The organism is Bradyrhizobium sp. LTSP857 (assembly GCF_000938285.1).
In the GTDB taxonomy this organism is placed as follows: domain Bacteria; phylum Pseudomonadota; class Alphaproteobacteria; order Rhizobiales; family Xanthobacteraceae; genus Bradyrhizobium.
Window position 1 is genome coordinate 534,368 of the sequence record NZ_JYMS01000007.1, and the last position, 16,380, is coordinate 550,747.

Annotated in this window: 16 protein-coding genes; 3 read left to right on the plus strand and 13 right to left on the minus strand. The window is 63.2% G+C overall.

Going from position 1 to position 16,380, the window contains the following annotated elements; all coding sequences use genetic code 11:
* Positions 1-183 precede the first annotated feature (183 nt).
* Complete coding sequence (locus UP06_RS04110; RefSeq protein WP_045000719.1) at positions 184-1,428, plus strand: efflux RND transporter periplasmic adaptor subunit; 1,245 nt, start codon at positions 184-186, stop codon at positions 1,426-1,428.
* 142 nt (positions 1,429-1,570) lie between these two features.
* Positions 1,571-4,759: an efflux RND transporter permease subunit gene (locus UP06_RS04115; protein WP_045000720.1), complete on the plus strand. Its 3,189-nt coding sequence runs from the start codon at positions 1,571-1,573 to the stop codon at positions 4,757-4,759.
* Between the two features lie 14 nt (positions 4,760-4,773).
* Here the strand turns inward: UP06_RS04115 and UP06_RS04120 are convergent, their stop codons facing one another.
* Together UP06_RS04120 and UP06_RS04125 are read right to left on the minus strand one after the other, a co-directional pair.
* Positions 4,774-5,511: a sulfite exporter TauE/SafE family protein gene (locus UP06_RS04120; RefSeq protein WP_045000722.1), complete on the minus strand. Its 738-nt coding sequence runs from the start codon at positions 5,509-5,511 to the stop codon at positions 4,774-4,776.
* A gap of 14 nt (positions 5,512-5,525) precedes the next feature.
* The gene (locus UP06_RS04125; RefSeq protein WP_245305395.1) at positions 5,526-5,801 is read right to left on the minus strand and encodes a hypothetical protein; all 276 of its coding nucleotides are present in this window, start codon (positions 5,799-5,801) and stop codon (positions 5,526-5,528) included.
* A gap of 16 nt (positions 5,802-5,817) precedes the next feature.
* Here UP06_RS04125 and UP06_RS42385 point away from each other — a divergent pair, with 16 nt between their 5' ends.
* Entirely contained in the window at positions 5,818-5,943 is a 126-nt protein-coding gene (locus UP06_RS42385) for a hypothetical protein (RefSeq protein ID WP_283806010.1), read from the plus strand.
* Between the two features lie 228 nt (positions 5,944-6,171).
* Here UP06_RS42385 and UP06_RS04130 read toward each other — a convergent pair whose 3' ends face one another.
* The 11 genes from UP06_RS04130 to UP06_RS04180 form a co-directional block, all read right to left on the minus strand.
* Positions 6,172-7,290 (minus strand): helix-turn-helix transcriptional regulator, encoded by a 1,119-nt coding sequence (locus tag UP06_RS04130; protein WP_045000724.1) that lies wholly within the window; start codon positions 7,288-7,290, stop codon positions 6,172-6,174.
* Positions 7,291-7,407: 117 nt separating this feature from the next.
* The gene (locus tag UP06_RS04135) at positions 7,408-7,593 is read right to left on the minus strand and encodes a hypothetical protein (RefSeq protein ID WP_245305396.1); all 186 of its coding nucleotides are present in this window, start codon (positions 7,591-7,593) and stop codon (positions 7,408-7,410) included.
* Between the two features lie 139 nt (positions 7,594-7,732).
* Entirely contained in the window at positions 7,733-8,776 is a 1,044-nt protein-coding gene (locus tag UP06_RS04140) for an AraC family transcriptional regulator (protein ID WP_197087116.1), read from the minus strand.
* A gap of 160 nt (positions 8,777-8,936) precedes the next feature.
* Positions 8,937-10,091 carry a helix-turn-helix transcriptional regulator gene (locus UP06_RS04145; protein WP_045000726.1) on the minus strand — a complete coding sequence of 385 codons (1,155 nt, stop codon included), beginning with the start codon at positions 10,089-10,091 and terminating at the stop codon, positions 8,937-8,939.
* A gap of 294 nt (positions 10,092-10,385) precedes the next feature.
* The gene (locus UP06_RS04150) at positions 10,386-10,883 is read right to left on the minus strand and encodes a hypothetical protein (protein WP_045000728.1); all 498 of its coding nucleotides are present in this window, start codon (positions 10,881-10,883) and stop codon (positions 10,386-10,388) included.
* A gap of 98 nt (positions 10,884-10,981) precedes the next feature.
* Positions 10,982-11,428 carry a MaoC family dehydratase gene (locus UP06_RS04155; protein ID WP_045000730.1) on the minus strand — a complete coding sequence of 149 codons (447 nt, stop codon included), beginning with the start codon at positions 11,426-11,428 and terminating at the stop codon, positions 10,982-10,984.
* A gap of 395 nt (positions 11,429-11,823) precedes the next feature.
* Positions 11,824-12,246 carry a hypothetical protein gene (locus UP06_RS04160; protein WP_045000732.1) on the minus strand — a complete coding sequence of 141 codons (423 nt, stop codon included), beginning with the start codon at positions 12,244-12,246 and terminating at the stop codon, positions 11,824-11,826.
* A 12-nt stretch (positions 12,247-12,258) separates the two neighbouring features.
* A complete protein-coding gene (locus UP06_RS04165) occupies positions 12,259-12,480 on the minus strand; it encodes a hypothetical protein (protein ID WP_045000734.1) in 222 nt (73 codons plus the stop codon).
* Positions 12,481-12,592: 112 nt separating this feature from the next.
* Positions 12,593-13,411, minus strand: a complete 819-nt coding sequence (locus UP06_RS04170) for a lytic murein transglycosylase (protein WP_045000736.1) — start codon at positions 13,409-13,411, stop codon at positions 12,593-12,595.
* 128 nt (positions 13,412-13,539) lie between these two features.
* Entirely contained in the window at positions 13,540-14,346 is an 807-nt protein-coding gene (locus UP06_RS04175) for a shikimate dehydrogenase family protein (protein WP_045000737.1), read from the minus strand.
* Between the two features lie 5 nt (positions 14,347-14,351).
* Complete coding sequence (locus UP06_RS04180) at positions 14,352-16,211, minus strand: flavin-containing monooxygenase (RefSeq protein WP_045000739.1); 1,860 nt, start codon at positions 16,209-16,211, stop codon at positions 14,352-14,354.
* Positions 16,212-16,380 lie beyond the last annotated feature (169 nt).

Consider the following 16,380-nt stretch of genomic DNA (forward strand, 5'->3'; position numbering starts at 1 on the left):
ATCGGCGTTATCCCCTAACCTAACGCTTGATCCTATCTATTTGTTCTAGCTTTATTTTCTCTTCCGCCTTCCAATTCTTGCGGTAGGCAGTGACAATTTTCTTAGTGAGCGGTACATAAGTATCTTGCGCTGCGATATCCAGCTCCACATCTGTAGTGAACACTACAATTCTGGAGCGCGCAAATGCCCCCGTCCCAAAATACCTCTCGCCCTCGCCGCTTCCGTCGTCTTCTTGGCGGCGTTGCCATCGTGGGCGCCCTCGCCGTGGCCGGTTCGATTGCAACCGGCCATTACTTTCGTGCAGCACAAGCGACTGCAACGGCGGCTGCGGCCGAACAAGCCGTCTCCGTCACCGTCGCGATGATCGAGCCGCGGCAGACCGTGCTGTGGGATGACTTCTCCGGACGGCTCGAGGCCATCCAACGCGTTGAGCTCCGCCCGCGCGTTGCGGGTGCGATCCTCAGCGCCAACTTCACCGAAGGCACGCTGGTGAAGGCCGGTGACCTCTTGTTCAAGATCGATCCGGCGCCTTACGCGGCCGAGGTCGACAAGGCCAACGCCCAGTTAGAGGCCGCCAAGGCGCGCGTGGTCTTCACCCAGAGCGAGCTCGAGCGTGGCGCGCAGCTGGTCGGCAACGCCGTCGTCACGCGGCGCGACTACGACCAGCGTGACAATGCCTATCGCGAGGCGATCGCCAACGTGAAGGCGGCCGAGGCAACGCTTCAAACCGCAAAACTCAACCTCGACTACACGGAAGTGCGTGCGCCAGTGGACGGCCGCGTCGGCAAGATCGAGGTCACCGTCGGCAATCTCGTCGCCGCCGGCACCGCCTCCCCGGTGCTGACCTCGCTGGTCTCGGTCAATCCGATCTACGCGTCGTTCGATGCGGATGAGGAAGTCGTGTTGCGGGCGTTGAACTCGATTTCCGAGGTCTCCGGCAAGCGCGGCAGTCTCGACCAGATCCCGGTCGCGATGGCGACGTCCGGTGGCTCGTCGGCGAAAGGCCACATCCAGCTCATCGATAATCAGGTCAATGGCCAGAGCGGCACCATCCGCGTCCGCGCGGTGTTCGACAACGGGGACGGGCGTCTCATTCCCGGCCAGTTTGCCCGCGTGCGCATGGGCCAACCAAAACAGCAGGCGCTGGTGATGATCGACGAGCGCGCGATCGGCACCGACCAGGACAAGAAGTTCGTGATGGCGGTCTCTGACGACAGCCGCGCGGTCTATCGGCCGATCACGCTCGGCGGCTCCGTCGATGGCCTTCGCATCGTGACGGCGGGCTTGAAGCCCGGCGAGCGCATCGTCGTCAACGGCCTCCAGCGCGTGCGTCCCGGCGCCCTCCTCAAGACCGAGGTCGCGGCGATGGGCGCGCGTGGACCTCAGCAGGCGGCGAACCACAGCAATCAGGACGTGGTGCAACGCTAGTTACGTCATTTCGGGGCGTGCATAACGCGCCCCGAAATATCGAATTTAGACTCCGAGGACATCACTCCCGGATTCCGGGTTCGCGGGCTTGGCCCGCGTCCCGGATCAACGGGGAAGTTGTCTCTCGCGCAGGGGCAAAGCCATGAATCTTTCGAAATTTTTCATCGACCGTCCAATCTTCGCCGGCGTGCTGTCGGTCCTGATCTTTCTCGCCGGTCTGATCTCGCTGTTCGCGATGCCGATCTCGGAATATCCGGACGTGGTGCCACCGTCGGTGCTGGTGCGCGCGAGCTATCCTGGGGCCAATCCCAAGGTGATCGCGGAGACGGTAGCGACGCCAATCGAGGAGCAGATCAACGGCGTCGAGGGCATGCTCTATATGTCGAGCCAGGCCACCACCGACGGCGCGATGACGCTGACAGTGACGTTCCGGCTCGGCACCGATCCTGACAAGGCGACGCAGCTGGTGCAGAACCGCGTCCAGCAGGCCGAGCCGCGCCTGCCGGCGGTGGTGCGCCAGCTCGGCATCATCACCAAGAAGTCCTCGCCCGACCTCACCATGGTCGTGCATCTGCTGTCGCCGAACAACCGCTACGACATGACGTATTTGCGCAACTACGCGGTGCTCAACGTCAAGGATCGGCTGGCCCGGATCGACGGCGTCGGCGACGTCCAGCTCTATGGCGCCGGCGACTATTCGATGCGGGTCTGGGTCGATCCGCAGAAGGCGGCCGAGCACGGCCTGACCGCGAGCGACATCGTCAAGGCGATCCAGGCGCAGAACGTCGAGGCCGCGGCCGGCGTCGTCGGCTCCTCCCCGAACGTCAGGGGCATCGACCTGCAAATGTCCGTCAATGCGGAAGGCCGGCTCGCCAACGAAGAGCAGTTCGGCGACATCGTGGTCAAGACCGGCACGCGTGGCGAGGTGGTTCGCTTACGCGACGTCGCGCGCATCGAGCTCGGGGCGTCCGAATACGGCCTTCGCTCGCTGCTCGACAACAAGCAGGCGGTCGCGATCCCGATCTTCCAGGCGCCGGGCTCCAACGCGCTGGAGATTTCCGACCACGTCCGCGCCACCATGGCCGAGATCAAAAAGAACATGCCGGAGGGCGTGTCCTACCAGATCGTCTACGATCCCACCCAGTTCGTGCGCTCCTCGATCGAGGCTGTCATCCATACGCTGCTGGAGGCGATCGCGCTGGTCGTGCTGGTCGTGATCCTGTTCCTGCAGACCTGGCGCGCCTCGATCATTCCGCTGCTGGCGGTGCCGGTCTCGATCGTCGGCACCTTCGCCGTGATGCACCTGTTCGGCTTCTCCATCAACGCGCTCAGCCTGTTCGGGCTGGTGCTCGCGATCGGCATCGTCGTCGACGACGCGATCGTCGTGGTCGAGAACGTCGAGCGCAATATCGAGGGCGGACTGTCGCCGCGCGACGCCACCTATCAGGCAATGCGCGAGGTGTCCGGTCCGATCATCGCGATTGCGATGGTGCTGATCGCGGTGTTCGTGCCGCTCGCCTTCATCTCCGGCCTCACCGGGCAATTCTACAAGCAGTTCGCGCTGACGATCGCGATCTCGACCGTGATTTCCGCCGTCAACTCGCTGACGCTGTCGCCGGCGTTATCGGCGCTGCTGCTCAAGGGACATAATGAACCAAAAGACCGGCTGACGATCGTCCTTGAAAAGAGCCTCGGCTGGTTCTTCCGTGGCTTCAACAAGGCGTTCACACGCTCATCGGAGAATTACAGCGGCACTGTCACCAAGGTGATCTCGGGCAAGGCCGCGGTGATGGGCCTCTATGTGGTCCTGGTCGGCCTCACCGCCTTCCTGTTCCAGCAGGTGCCGAGCGGGTTCGTGCCGGGCCAGGACAAGCAATATCTGGTCGGCTTCTCGCGGCTGCCCGACGGCGCAGCGCTCGATCGCACCGAAGAGGTGATCCGCAAGATGAGCGACATCGCGCTGACCCAGCCCGGTGTCGAGAGCTCGGTGGCGTTTCCGGGCCTGTCGATCGCCGGCTTCACCAACTCCTCCAACGCCGGCATCGTGTTCTCGACGCTCAAACCGTTCGACGAACGCAAGGGACCGGCCCTGAGCGGCAATGCCATTGCAGCCGATCTCAACAAGAAGTACGCCGGCATTCAGGAAGCCTTCATCGCCATGTTCCCGCCGCCGCCGGTCAACGGCCTCGGCACCATCGGCGGCTTCAAGCTTCAGATCGAAGACCGGGCCGGTCTCGGCTATGAGGCCCTGAACGAGGCGACCAAGGCATTTACGGCTGCGATGCAGAAGGCGCCGGAGATCGCCGGCGTGTTCTCGAGCTTCCAGGTCAACGTGCCACAGCTGTTTGCCGATATCGACCGCACCAAGGCGCTCCAGCTTGGCGTCCCCGTGACGGAAGTGTTCAACACGCTCCAGATCTATCTCGGCTCCTACTACGTCAACGACTTCAACAAGTTTGGCCGCACCTACTCCGTCTATGTGCAAGCCGACGCGCCGTTCCGCGCGCGCGCCGACGACATCAGGCAGTTGAAGGTGCGATCGTCATCCGGTGACATGGTGCCGCTGTCGGCGCTGCTCACGATCCGCCAGAGCGCGGGGCCTGAGCGAGCGATCCGCTACAACGGCTTCCTGTCCTCCGACATCAACGCAGCCGCCGCGCCCGGCTTCTCCTCAGGTCAGGCGCAGGAAGTCGCGACGCGGATTGCGGCGGAGACGTTGCCGCCCGGCTTCGCCTTCGAATGGACCGACCTGACCTATCAGGAGTTCATCGCCGGCAATTCCGGCCTCTGGGTGTTCCCGCTGGCGATCCTCTTGGTGTTCCTGGTGCTGGCGGCGCTCTATGAGAGCCTGACCCTGCCGCTCTCGATCATCATGATCGTGCCGATGGGATTGCTGGCGGCGATGTTCGGCGTCTGGCTCTCCAAGGGCGACAACAACGTCTTCACCCAGATCGGCTTGATCGTGCTCGTCGGCCTTTCTGCCAAAAACGCGATCCTGATCGTCGAATTCGCGCGTGAGCTCGAATTCGCCGGGCGCACGCCGATACGGGCGGCGATCGAGGCCAGCCGGCTGCGGCTGCGTCCGATCCTGATGACGTCGATGGCCTTCATCATGGGCGTTCTACCGCTGGTGCTCTCGACCGGCGCCGGCTCAGAGATGCGGCGGGCCATGGGCGTCGCGGTGTTCTCCGGGATGATCGGCGTCACCGTGTTCGGCCTGTTCCTGACGCCGGTGTTCTATGTGCTGCTGCGCACCGTCACCGGCATGAAGCCGCTGACGCATCACACCAGCGACACCAGTGCGGCGCCGGTCCAGGGTCTTGGTCACTAGAGCGTCGGAACGGTCTAGTGGGTCAAGATCAGCGATGCGCCGGACACCAGCAGCAGAACGAGCACGGTCTTGCGAAAGACCGTCTCGTTGACCCGGTGAAACGCGATCACGCCGAGTGCGGAGCCGGCAAACAGCGCCGGCAGGCTGATCGCGAGGTCGACCAAGACTTTTGACGACAGATCCTGATGTCCGACCAGCAGGACGATTGCAAAGAGCTGCATCGCAGCGATGAACGGCTGCACCAGGCCGCGCTGCTCGCTCTTGGGCATCCCGCGCATGTCGCACCAGATGGTCGGGATCGCACCCGGCATGGCGGTCAGTCCGCCGACCAGCCCTCCGCCGAATCCGATCAGCGCAACCCAGGGCCGGCCGACGGCCTCACCGGCCGTCACCAGCGTCGGCCGCAGCAGCATGTAGGCGGCGTACAGCGCGACGACGATTCCAAAGCCGCGCCTGAGCAGATGCGTATCGGTCGACTGCAACAGCGACACCGCAATGGGAACGCCGATCAGGCCGCCGACGATCAGAAGCAGGCTTCCTTCCCAGCGGATGCTGCGCCGGAGCGCCCACAGATTGGTCGCCTGTACGCCGATGCTGCACGCCATCATTAGCGGCACGGCTTCCAGCGGCTGAAACACGCGCAACAGGATCGCGCCAGCCACGGCGGAGAATGCAAACCCCGAAAGCCCCGAGACGAAGGCTCCCGCAAACACAGCAACGCTGAGCAGCAGGTCGGTCGTGAGATCCGGCACGATGCGCCCTCCGGTCAGTCGTAAGGAATCTGCGATACCGGCGCTGCGGCGCTTTCCGCGCACAATGCAGGCTCGCGCGGAAACGACATTTGCATCGCATGCGCGTGCGACCGCTCCAGCATTGCCAGGCCAACCAGCTGAAGGGTGACGAGCGCGGCTGTGAGCGCCACCGCGACGATATTGACGTTACGCGCCTTCGAGCGTCGGGGAACTGGCTGCGTGCTTGCGCTCATCAGATCGGTGGGCATGTCCTGAAATATCCTCTTCATGGCAGACAGAAATGATTTCATTCAAAGGCAATGTCTCATGCGGTGGCTCCAGCAGATGGCGGTATCGGTGCAAGACGCGCCGCGCATCGATTGCACGCTGCTGGTGCAGCGCTGCGATCATGCGACCGACGACGTCGTGGAACTTGTCAGCCAGGGTCCGTGACGTGGCTCGCATGACGATTTCCTTTCAACCTATACGCGAGACTGACGAGATTCACGTCCACTCGCTATGAGTTGCTTCACACAAGGATCGAACGCGACAAGAAATCGTGTGCCGTTTCGTAGGGGAGAACGCAGCAAATCGCGTCACCCAAACGAATGACGCGCGATAACTTTCTGATGATGAAATTGCGGGCGCAGCGTTGCCGCTCTTCGCGCCACGACTGATGCGTCAGTGGACAAGCGGGTTGGAAAATCCTGCCGCGAGCTTGACGAGATCGGCCTGCCGGCTCGCGCCGGTCTTGGCGAACACACGATGAAGATGCGTCTTCACCGTCGTCTCGGCGATACCAAGCGTGGCCGCCGTCTCCGGCACGCCGCCGACCTCGACGATCGACTGCAAGACGCGCAGCTCAGCCGGCGTCAGATCGAACGCCCGCGCGATCAATTCGCCGTAGGATTGATTGCCGAGCCCGACTTTGCGCACGAGCAACGCGCCGACGGCATCGAGCCCTCGTTCGCCGCCGTTACGCATCACGGACGCCAAAGGCAGGATATGCGCGACGTAGCGCTCTCCCTTCGGCGAGAGGAGTGGAATCGCCTGCCCTCTCGCCGTTGAAAGAGCGATTTCACCGCGCGCCGCGAAGGCATCGCGCAGCACCTGATTGGCCTCGGTGCTGCATGTGGCGAATTGGCCGGCAACAGTGCGAACGACCTCGTCGGCCGCAATCATCGCATGGCCAGCCGCATTGGCGTGCACCACGTGGCAGGAGGCATCCAGCAGGAAGATGCCGTCGGCGAGGTTGTTCAGAACATCCGCCAGTGCGCTTGCCAACGACAGTTGCGATGTGATGGCGCGGTTGATCAGGAGCGCGCGGCTGGCGTGCGGCACGATCAGCGACAGCCGGTTCCTCATCCCGGCATCGACCATGCGCCGCCCGGTCAACACCGTCATCATCACGGGGCAGCTCGAGCTCGACTTCTCGAGCACGACATTGGCCGCATCGCTGCAACCCTGCGGCTGCATCCATTCTTGATAGAAGCGCCCGCGCCGATATTCGTCGAAATTGACGAGATCCGGAATGCTTACAATCTGGCCGTGTGGCGGCAGCACCGTCAGCGGATCGAACTTGGAATGGGTCTCGGAGTAGAGCTGGATGTAGTGCGGATCGGCCCCGCAATAATAATGCGTGACCCCGAATTTGCTGATCGAGTCCTTGGAAAACAGCCCGCAGGCCTGGCCTCCGACGAAGTCCCGAATGCCGGCGACGACGTCGTTCCACCGCGAGGGATCGAGCCCGGCATCGTAGATGGACTCGACCAGTTCAGGCAGTTTCCGGGGTCCGTGCATGGCTACAAATAGCTTCTGTGATCAATGCCGGGAAGCATAGCACAACCAAAGCCTGCGGCATCCTCCGATCGGATGAGGCGCCGGCCGGGCGGATGGCCCGGCCGGCACGCGTCGCATTCAAGTATCCCAGCCTGCCCTCTCCGCGCTCTCCGACCACACCGCGGCGCGATAGATCTCGCGCCCGCCGGCATCCCTCACGCGGATCCAGGCGTCGCGGTCGCGCAAATCGTCACGCCAGACGAAGAGATGCCTCGCCATCTCGTCGGCCACCACAAATGTCGCCTTGGTATGTTCGAACACCATGCCGCCGGGATCTTCACGACATTGCCGACCAAAAGGTCGAAGAAGAAACGGCGCATTCAACACTCCGACGGACGGCGCCGCACGCAATACTGAGTCATGACTTCACGATCAAGGATCATGTCAAAACGCCGGAGCGCGATCACTCCACCGTGCCGCTCCTGACGTCGCTTGGCGTGGCGCCATAGGCCCGCCGGAAACAGCGGTTGAAATAAGAGAGATCGCCAAAGCCGACGTCGTAGGCGATCGAGGAGACCGGACGTTCGACAAACTCCGGTTCCCGCAGCATGCGATGGGCACGCTTGAGTCGCTGCTCGATCAGAAAGGACGAGAACGTCTTGCCATCGGCCTCGAACAAGCGCTGGAGATGGCGCGGTGTGACGCCGAGTTCCTGGGCAACAGTCGCAACCGACAGGTCCTGCCGCCAGCAATTGTTAGCGATGAGGAATTTTGCTTTTCGTAGCCGGGCTGCCTTGACACCTCGCCGTCCTGCGATCTCGAAAGCTTCATCGGTCGGGTCGAGAACGAGCGCCAGCAGGTCATGCAGATGTCCTACGGCAAGCCGACGGAGCGCGGGCATCGCCAGAGCCTCTTCTCTGACCAGGGCAGCCGCGTAGTCGACGAGCAACCCGACGCCAGCGGCGCCCTCCGGCGTGAGCTGCATCACCGCATCTTCGACATCCACGATCATCGGCGCCAGGACCCGCCTCGGTACGCGCAAGGAGAGACAATCTCCAGGCGACAATCGCTCAAGGGTCATGACATCTTCAGCACTCGTCAAAGCCGCGTCTCCCGGCTGAAGCAGCAAATCACGTCCTCGCGCAGATATCCCGATCGCTCCCGATCGATTCACGATCAGGGCAAGGCTGTCGTCGCCGTCAGCAATCAGCTGCTTCGTGCGAATGAGTCTGGCTCCAAACAACGTTCCAATCATCAGCTGCACTTCCGGCAGGGCATGAGATGTGAAGCGCGCCTCGAACGGCTTCCCTTCCTTTGCGTTGATCTCCGCCTTCACCACTCCGCGGCGGTAGAATTCCCGCAGCATCGTGACACGTTCGCCCTCGGGAACGTCGTTTGTCGAAACATTGAGAATAGAAAAATCATCATTGCCGTTCACTGCAATCTCTCCCACGACGAGCAGGTTCGGCCACGCGCTGTTGTTCCTCGCACTCGTATCCGGTGCCATCGCGCATTGTCTTGGTGGCGCGTATCGCTCTTCTCATTTCAAGAAACGCTACATACGAAAGTATCAAATGATACGCGTCATACGTTCGGAGGACGCGCCCGCCTCGTTCATCACAATGGATTGAGATTGCGCTAATTCGCGGCGCGCGATGTGAATTGGATCACACGATATCGTCAGTGCCGGTCCGCTGTGCGAACGGCACGGCAAAGCCGGCGGCGATCTTCACGAGATCCGCCTGCCTGCCGGCACCGGTCTTTTCGAACAGGCGACCGAGATGCGTCTTCACCGTCGTCTCGGCGATGCCGAGTTTTGCCGCGATGTCCGGAACGCCACCGTGCTCGACGATCGCCATCAAGACGCGGAGTTCCGACGGTGTCAGCCTGAACGCTGCCGCGATCGCTTCCGGTGCGAGCAGAGGCAGCATCGAAGCCTTTTGCAGAAACAGCACCGTGGCTGCGCTATCTCGTTGCAGGCTGCGCTGGTGCGCAAGGGGAAAGGCGTGGACCAGATAGTGCTGACCGTCGACTGATGTCATCAGATCGATCCGACGGCGACCGTTCGAACGGGCTCCGCCATCAGCGATGACATCGAACAGGCCGCGGAATATTTTGTCTGCCTGGGTGTTACGGGCCACAATGCGATCGCCGACGATCGCAAGCAGATCGCCGTCGACAAACAGCTGCCGGCAGGATGCGTTGGCATGGACGACCCGCCCCTCCGCGTCGAGCAGGCAGATCGCCGTGCTCAAGCCGTCGAGGACATCAGCAAGGTCCTCGACGGTATGGGAGCGCGCCCTGATCTGCCGGCCCATGACTCGCGAGCGCTGGATGTGCGGCGCAAGCAGCCGCATGCGCTCGCGCATCGCGTCATCGACGGTTCCTCGCGACCGACCGCGCATCACCTGGAGAACCGTCGTACGCGCATTCGATCGCTCGAGCGTGACGGTCGCGAGGTCGACTGCGCCCTGTGGTTCCACCCACTCGCGATAGAAGCTCGTCGCCAAGAAATCCGAATAGGGCATGATATCGGTCACACCGATGGCCTGCTCACCGGCAAGATCGAGGTGCCGATCGAGCAGCGGATCGAGCTCCACATATCGATCGCGGTAGAGCTGGCGAAAGCGGGACTCCGTTCCAAAATGCTGGTGGATCTCGATCGAGAGCCTGGCTGCGTCCCGCGAGAGAATGGTCACGGCCGACCCGCCGACGAAACCCGCGACCTGTTCCAGTGCGGCATTTCGCTGCGCCGGATCAACCGCCGCATCGTAGATGTCGCCAACGAGCGACGAGAACCTGTGCGCCTCGAGGATCGTCATCGGCCGGACGACGCGATCTGGGTGGTGCCCCGGCGATACCTGCGCGGTCTCGCGCTGCGGGGGCTAACGAAGGAGACAGACGGACCGACTGTCGTCCACGACGAAGAAAATACGTCAGAGAAAAATGCTGGAATCTCGAACATCGTCCTTGGGTAACGTCAACCGGAGGGTGCGGCTTGGACGTATGCGCCAAAGACTAGGATAAATGCGAACAGCGCGCGGGCTGTGTGCTGTGGGTCACGCGCCCGGCGCGCTGCCGGCTTGCTCAATCGCGCTCGCTGCGCGGGCAGCACTTTATTTCCGGTTTTCCTCGCAGAACTTCAGCGCGGCGAGTGCTTCGCCGGCGCGCGGAATCTGCATCTCGATGCTGTCGTCGTCATCGTCCTCGAAATCGAGCGTGAGACGCTTGGCCTTCGACAGCCGGTCCATGATGGATTGATCGTATTCGAAGATGCCGCGCACGGTGGTCTTGTCCATGACCTCCCACTTCGCCTTCGACATGATGTCGGAATCATCGGTGCCGACGTCAGCCTTGAGTATCTCGCCGACCTTGTCCCACTCCCAGCCGTCATAGATCATCACGATCACGATCGCCTTGTCGGAATAGGTGATGACGATGACGTAGTCGCGGTTCTCGTCGTCCTTGTCCTTGTAGCCGCGGCTCGCATTGCAGTGGGTGTCCTGGCCGCGCTTCTCGATGCTCCAGTCGCCGACCTTGGATTGTTGCGCGAGCGCAGGCCCGGCGCTCAAGGCGCCTGTAAGCAGCGCAGCAGCAAAAAGGAATCGTCTCATGTCAGCCTCCAGCGTTTTCCCCGGGCCAAGCTGACCACCTCTCCCGGCGGGCCGCAAGGCCATCAGCCGGCTGATGGCGGTGACCGGCGCGAACCGCCCTAGCCGCGCCGCGGCACGATAGCGATCGGGGTGAAGGTGTAAACCTCCTCGCCGTTCTGGTTGAACATCGTCCATTTCACCAGTGCGATGCCTTGCGGCTTCGATTTCGACGGCGTCAGGCCCATGACCTCGCCGACCAGATGCAGCCGGTCGTTCGGCCGCACCGGAAGCATCCAGCGCAGTCCGTCAACGCCCGCCCCGATCAGCGGGTGCGGGCCGAAGGGCCGGGTCTGGACCGCGAGATTCATGGCGATGGAAGCGGTGTGCCATCCCGACGCAGCCAGCCCCTTGAACAGGGTCTGTTGGGCGGCCTCGTGGTCGAGGTGCATCGGCTGCGGATCGAACTCGGCTGCGAAGCGCTTGATGTCGGCCTCGGTGACCGCAACCTCGGGGGATTCGAAGCGCATTCCGACGGTGAGATCGTCGAACCACTCGACCTGTGCCATTATTTTGCCTCGAAATATGATGCGCCGCCCGCGCGATGCGCACGGCCAAAGGGACAAACTGACAGCGGGATGTAGCGGGTCGACCGCTCAGAAACCAGCCCCAGTTCCCCGCGAAACCCCTTTCCCAAATCGACGAAACACGCCTGAAACAAAGCGGCCGCTATGCTGTTGTCAAAATTAAACAGGGACGGCCACCATGCAATTCCTCCTCGATCTCATCCGGGATTACTCCTGCTGCCAGCATCTCGTCGCCCAGTCGCTTGGGGAGGACGCGCTATGATCGAACTGATCTCAGCCGTTCTCGCGCTTTGCAGCATCGGTGTCTTCGCAGCGCACGCGCTGGACGCGTATCGGACCACGCACCTCTGATCGGGCCGGCTCGCCGGCCCCCAGCGCTAAAACGGCCGCCGGTAAAAATGCTCCGAATGCGTTGCCGGCGGAAACCGGTTCGCGAGCGCCAACGCCCCCTTCTCGTCCGTCTCGAGCGCGATCTTCTGCGCCAGCATGACGTCGCCCGGCACGAGGAAGCCTGAGGGGACGAAGCACCATCCCATCGTCGCCATCCCGGCATCGTCGATCTCGTGGACGTTGGCGGCTGTGCCGTAGTGAATGCGGTATCGCTTGCCGGTGTCGCAGCCGATGACGTCAAAATGCCGGTGCTGCTCGAATTGTGCGCGCTGCTCCGGCGACAGCCATTCGGACAAAAGCCGGCGGCCGCGAGCGTCGGGCGTGTTCTCGCCAAAGAAGCGCCGGTAGAGTTCGCGGAGCGCGTGCAGGCGCGCTCGCGCCGGCGCGCGAAGCCTGAATGCCGCGATCATGAGCAGTTCAGATCAACCGCCGACCAGGCGGGGATAGAACAGCGTCTCATGCGCGGTCGGGTCGAACGATCTGATCCGGGTGACTTCGCCGGGCCCGGTTCGGAGCGCGGCAGTGAAGCCTATTCCGGTCAGCTCCCGAAAGCGTTGTTCGGCCCGCGCCAACGCTTCGGCATTCTCAGGATCAAACTCGTGCCGCGTATCGCCGGTCTGGTCCATCACGATCTGGGTAGCCATGTTGAGTCTCCTCATGCCCAGCCCTTAACTTGATCAAAGCAAACCTCGTGCCGTCAGTTCCTGATAGCAACAACTTTCTCACCTGCAGTCCAGTCACGCCTTGCGGAGCCAGTCAGCGCGCTGCGGCCGCCCCGCCGCCTTGGTCGATCTGCCGACCCATCAGCGCGATCGCCTTCTGGTAGACGCCCGCCGCGTTCCAGGCCTCGATGGCAGCGAAGTTCGGCTCGCCCGGCTGGTAACCGGCTCCCGCACGCCAGCCATGGGCTTTCAGGAAATTCGCGGTCGAGCTCAACGCGTTGGCGGAAACCTCGAGATTGCCGGTGCCGTAGGCCAGGATGTTCTTGGGCATGAACTGGGTCTGGCCGACCTCTCCATGCATGGAGCCGCGGGTTGCTCCCGACAGCGTGCCGCGGTCGATCAGCTTCAGCGCCGCGTAGAGTTGGTCGGTGAAGAATTCGGGACGGCGGCAGTCATAGGCGAGCGTCGCGATCGACGAGAGCATGTTCTGGTTGCCGCGCTGGCTGCCGAAACCGGTCTCCATGCCCCAGATCGCGATCAGCGGCCCCGGCGGCACGCCGTAGCGCTGCTCGATCGAGGCGAACAGCGCGGCCTGCGACTGCTTCAGTGACCGGCCGCGCGCGACGATGGTGGTAGCGCCGCGCTTGGCGAGGAACTGGTCAAGCGAGAGCGAAAAACTGTGCTGGCTGCGGTCGGCTCCAATGGTGGCACTGGCGTAATTGGTCTGCATCAGCGCCGAGATCGCGGTCTGGCCGATGCCCTTGCCCTGCGCCTCCGCGCTGAACTCGCGCTTCCAGGCCTCGAAGCCGCCGGGCCCGTTACCGCATTGCGCGGCCTCCGCCATGGGTGCCAGGGACAACAGCAGCGCGGCCGCGCCGATCACCGCCGTCGCAACGGTCCTGCCCTTGGTCATTTACGCGTTCCCTTCCCTCGATTTGCGCGACCGGCTCGCGCGCGGGCATGATCCTACGTCAGCCGCGCGCGCTCAAGCCCCGACCGATGCAATCAATGCAAGCAATGCGCTTGACATGAATCAAACGTCTATCGCCCGCCATCGGTCCCGAGCAGGAAATCCACCATGATGCTCTGGTGCTGCTGGTACATGTCGATGCCGGTCGCAGTGACGCAGCCGCGTTTGCGAGCTTCCGCGATGAACGGCGAAATTTCGGGCTTGGTGATCACGCAGCCGCAATAGGCTGACGGGGCGAGCCGCGTGACATCGACCGGAAGCGGGTCGCCGTCCTTCATTCCGGCGGGAGTCGCATTGGCGACGAAATCGAAACCCAAGGGATCGGCGGAGCCGGCCAGCGCACGGCCCTTGCCGAGCCTGTTCAACTGCGCGATCAGCACGTCGCGGCGCTCCGTCGCTGCGTCGTGGATGGCGATCTCGCTGACGCCGGCCTCGACCAGTTCGAGTGCAATGGCCGAGCCCGCGCCGCCCGCCCCGACCAGCAGCGCGCGCATACCCCTGGGATCGATGCCCTTGGCACGCGCTGCACCAACGAAGCCTAGTCCGTCGACCATGTCGCCATGCCATCCGCCGTCGGAGCGGCGGCGCATCAGGTTCACGGTGCGCAGGAAGTGCGCGCGATGGTTGGCGCTGGCGCAGGCCTGGTAGCAGGCAAATTTGTGCGGGATGGTCACGACGATGCCGTCGAGGTTCTTCAACCGGGTTGCGACCGAGAGGAAATCGAGCAGATCGGCGGTCGAGACCTGCACGGGAACGAGGATGCCATCATGGCCGCGCGCAGCGAAGGCCGCCGTCACACCCGCGGGCGCGCGCACCTGCGCGATGGGATCGCCGACGATGACAAAGAGCCGCGTTGCGCCAGTGGGAGCCGGGATCATGGAGGTCACGCCGGGACCGGTGAGCCGTCGGTCTCTGCGGCGGTGTCATACGTCAAGTCCAATCCGGCCAGCCCGCCCTCCTTCCGCCACTTGGCGAGCAGCCGCAGGAACGCCACCGGCCCGCGCCAATATTGACTGTTCCGTGCGGCGATCGGATCGAACACGCCTTCATTGTTATAGTAGCCGGGGGTGCATTCGGCGAGATAGGTCTGGCGGCCGAGCGCGGCCTTGACGACCTCGTCGACCCAGGCGTTCTCGGCGGCAAGCGTCGGCTCCAATGTTCGCGCACCGCGCTTGCGCACCCGATCGATGACATAGGCGATGTGCTGCGACTGCTCGTCGATGATGTGCGGGAAATTGGCGCTCTGGCCGGCTTGCACCGTCACGATCAGGAAGCAGTTCGGGAAGCCGCGGCTGTAAAAGCCGTGCAGCGTCTTCACGCCGTCGCGCCAGCGCTCGGAGAGGCTCTCGCCGCCGCGGCCATAGACCTCGAAGCCCATGCGGCGCGCGTAGTCGGTGCCGACCTCAAAGCCGCTGGCATAGATCAGGCAGTCGAGCTCGTAGGATTTGCCGTCGACGATGACCGCATTTTCGGTGACATGCTCGACGCCTCTGCCCCTGGTGTCGACGAGATGCACGTTTGGACGATTGAAGGTGTCGAGATATTCGTCGTGAAAGCACGGCCGCTTGCAGAACGCCTTGTACCAGGGTTTTAACGCAGCAGCCGCGGCCTCGTCCTTCACCACCGCGTCGACGCGGGCCCTTATCTCTTCCATCTTGCGATAGTCGGCCTGCTCGATCACCTTCAGCGCCTCTTCCATCGAGGCGACCTTATGCGGCTGACGGCGTGGCGCCAGCAGGATTTCGCCGAGCAAGCCGGTCCAGCCGTCCTGCACCAGATCCTGTTCGAACGGCTCGCCCGAAATCACGGCGGTGAAATTATCCATCCGCTCGCGCTGCCAACCGGGCTTGAGGCTCTCCGCCCAAGCGTGATCCGTCGGCCGGTCGTCGCGCACGCCGATCGCCGACGGCGTGCGCTGGAAGACGTAAAGCTCTTTTGCCGAGCGGCCGAGATGCGGCACGCATTGCACGGCGGTGGCACCGGTGCCGATGATGCCGACGCGCTTGTCGGCAAGGCCGGTGAGACCGCCCTCGGCGGTGCCACCGGTGTAAGCGTAGTCCCAGCGGCTGGTGTGGAAGCTGTGTCCCCTGAAGGTCTCGATGCCCGGGATGCCCGGCAGCTTCGGCCGGCTCAGCGGACCGCCAGCCAGGATCACGAAGCGCGCGCGGATGCGATCGCCGCGATCGGTCTCGACCAGCCAGCGTCCATCGCGCTCCTGCCACGCCATTTGCGAGATGATGGTCTGAAACAGCGCACGCTCGTAGAGACCGAAGTGACGGCCGATGCGGCGGGAGTGTTCGTAGATCTCGGGAGCCCGCGCATATTTGCGCACGGGCATGTAGCCGGTCTCTTCCAGCAGCGGCAGATAGATGTAGCTCTCGGTATCGCAGGCGGCGCCCGGATAACGGTTCCAGTACCAGGTGCCGCCGAAATCGGCGGCCTTTTCCACGATACGGAAATCATCGATACCAGCTTCGCGCAGACGCGCGCCGCACAACAGCCCGCCGAAGCCGCCGCCGACGATGAGCACTTCGGTCTCTTCGGTGATGGCAGCGCGCGCAAATCCGGGATCGGCCCAGGGATCGTCGAGATAGCGGGCAAAGCCGCCGGCCACCTCGACATACTGCGCCTTGCCCTCGGTGCGCAGGCGAAGGTCGCGCTCGTCGCGATAGCGCGCACGCAAGGCTTCGATGTCGATGATAGGCGCGCCGGCTGCACCGGTCTTGTGTCTTTCCGCTGACATCGATCTCCTCCACGGCGGGCGCTGCTTCGCCGACAGCTCACGGCAGTTAGCCCTGAAAAAGTGATGCACGCAATCGCGTCCACCGTTTTTTGCGTGAACGCGGCAGAACGTTCCGCTACCTTGCACGCAACCAAATGCGTCATGCAACGACATGACATTTAACGACATG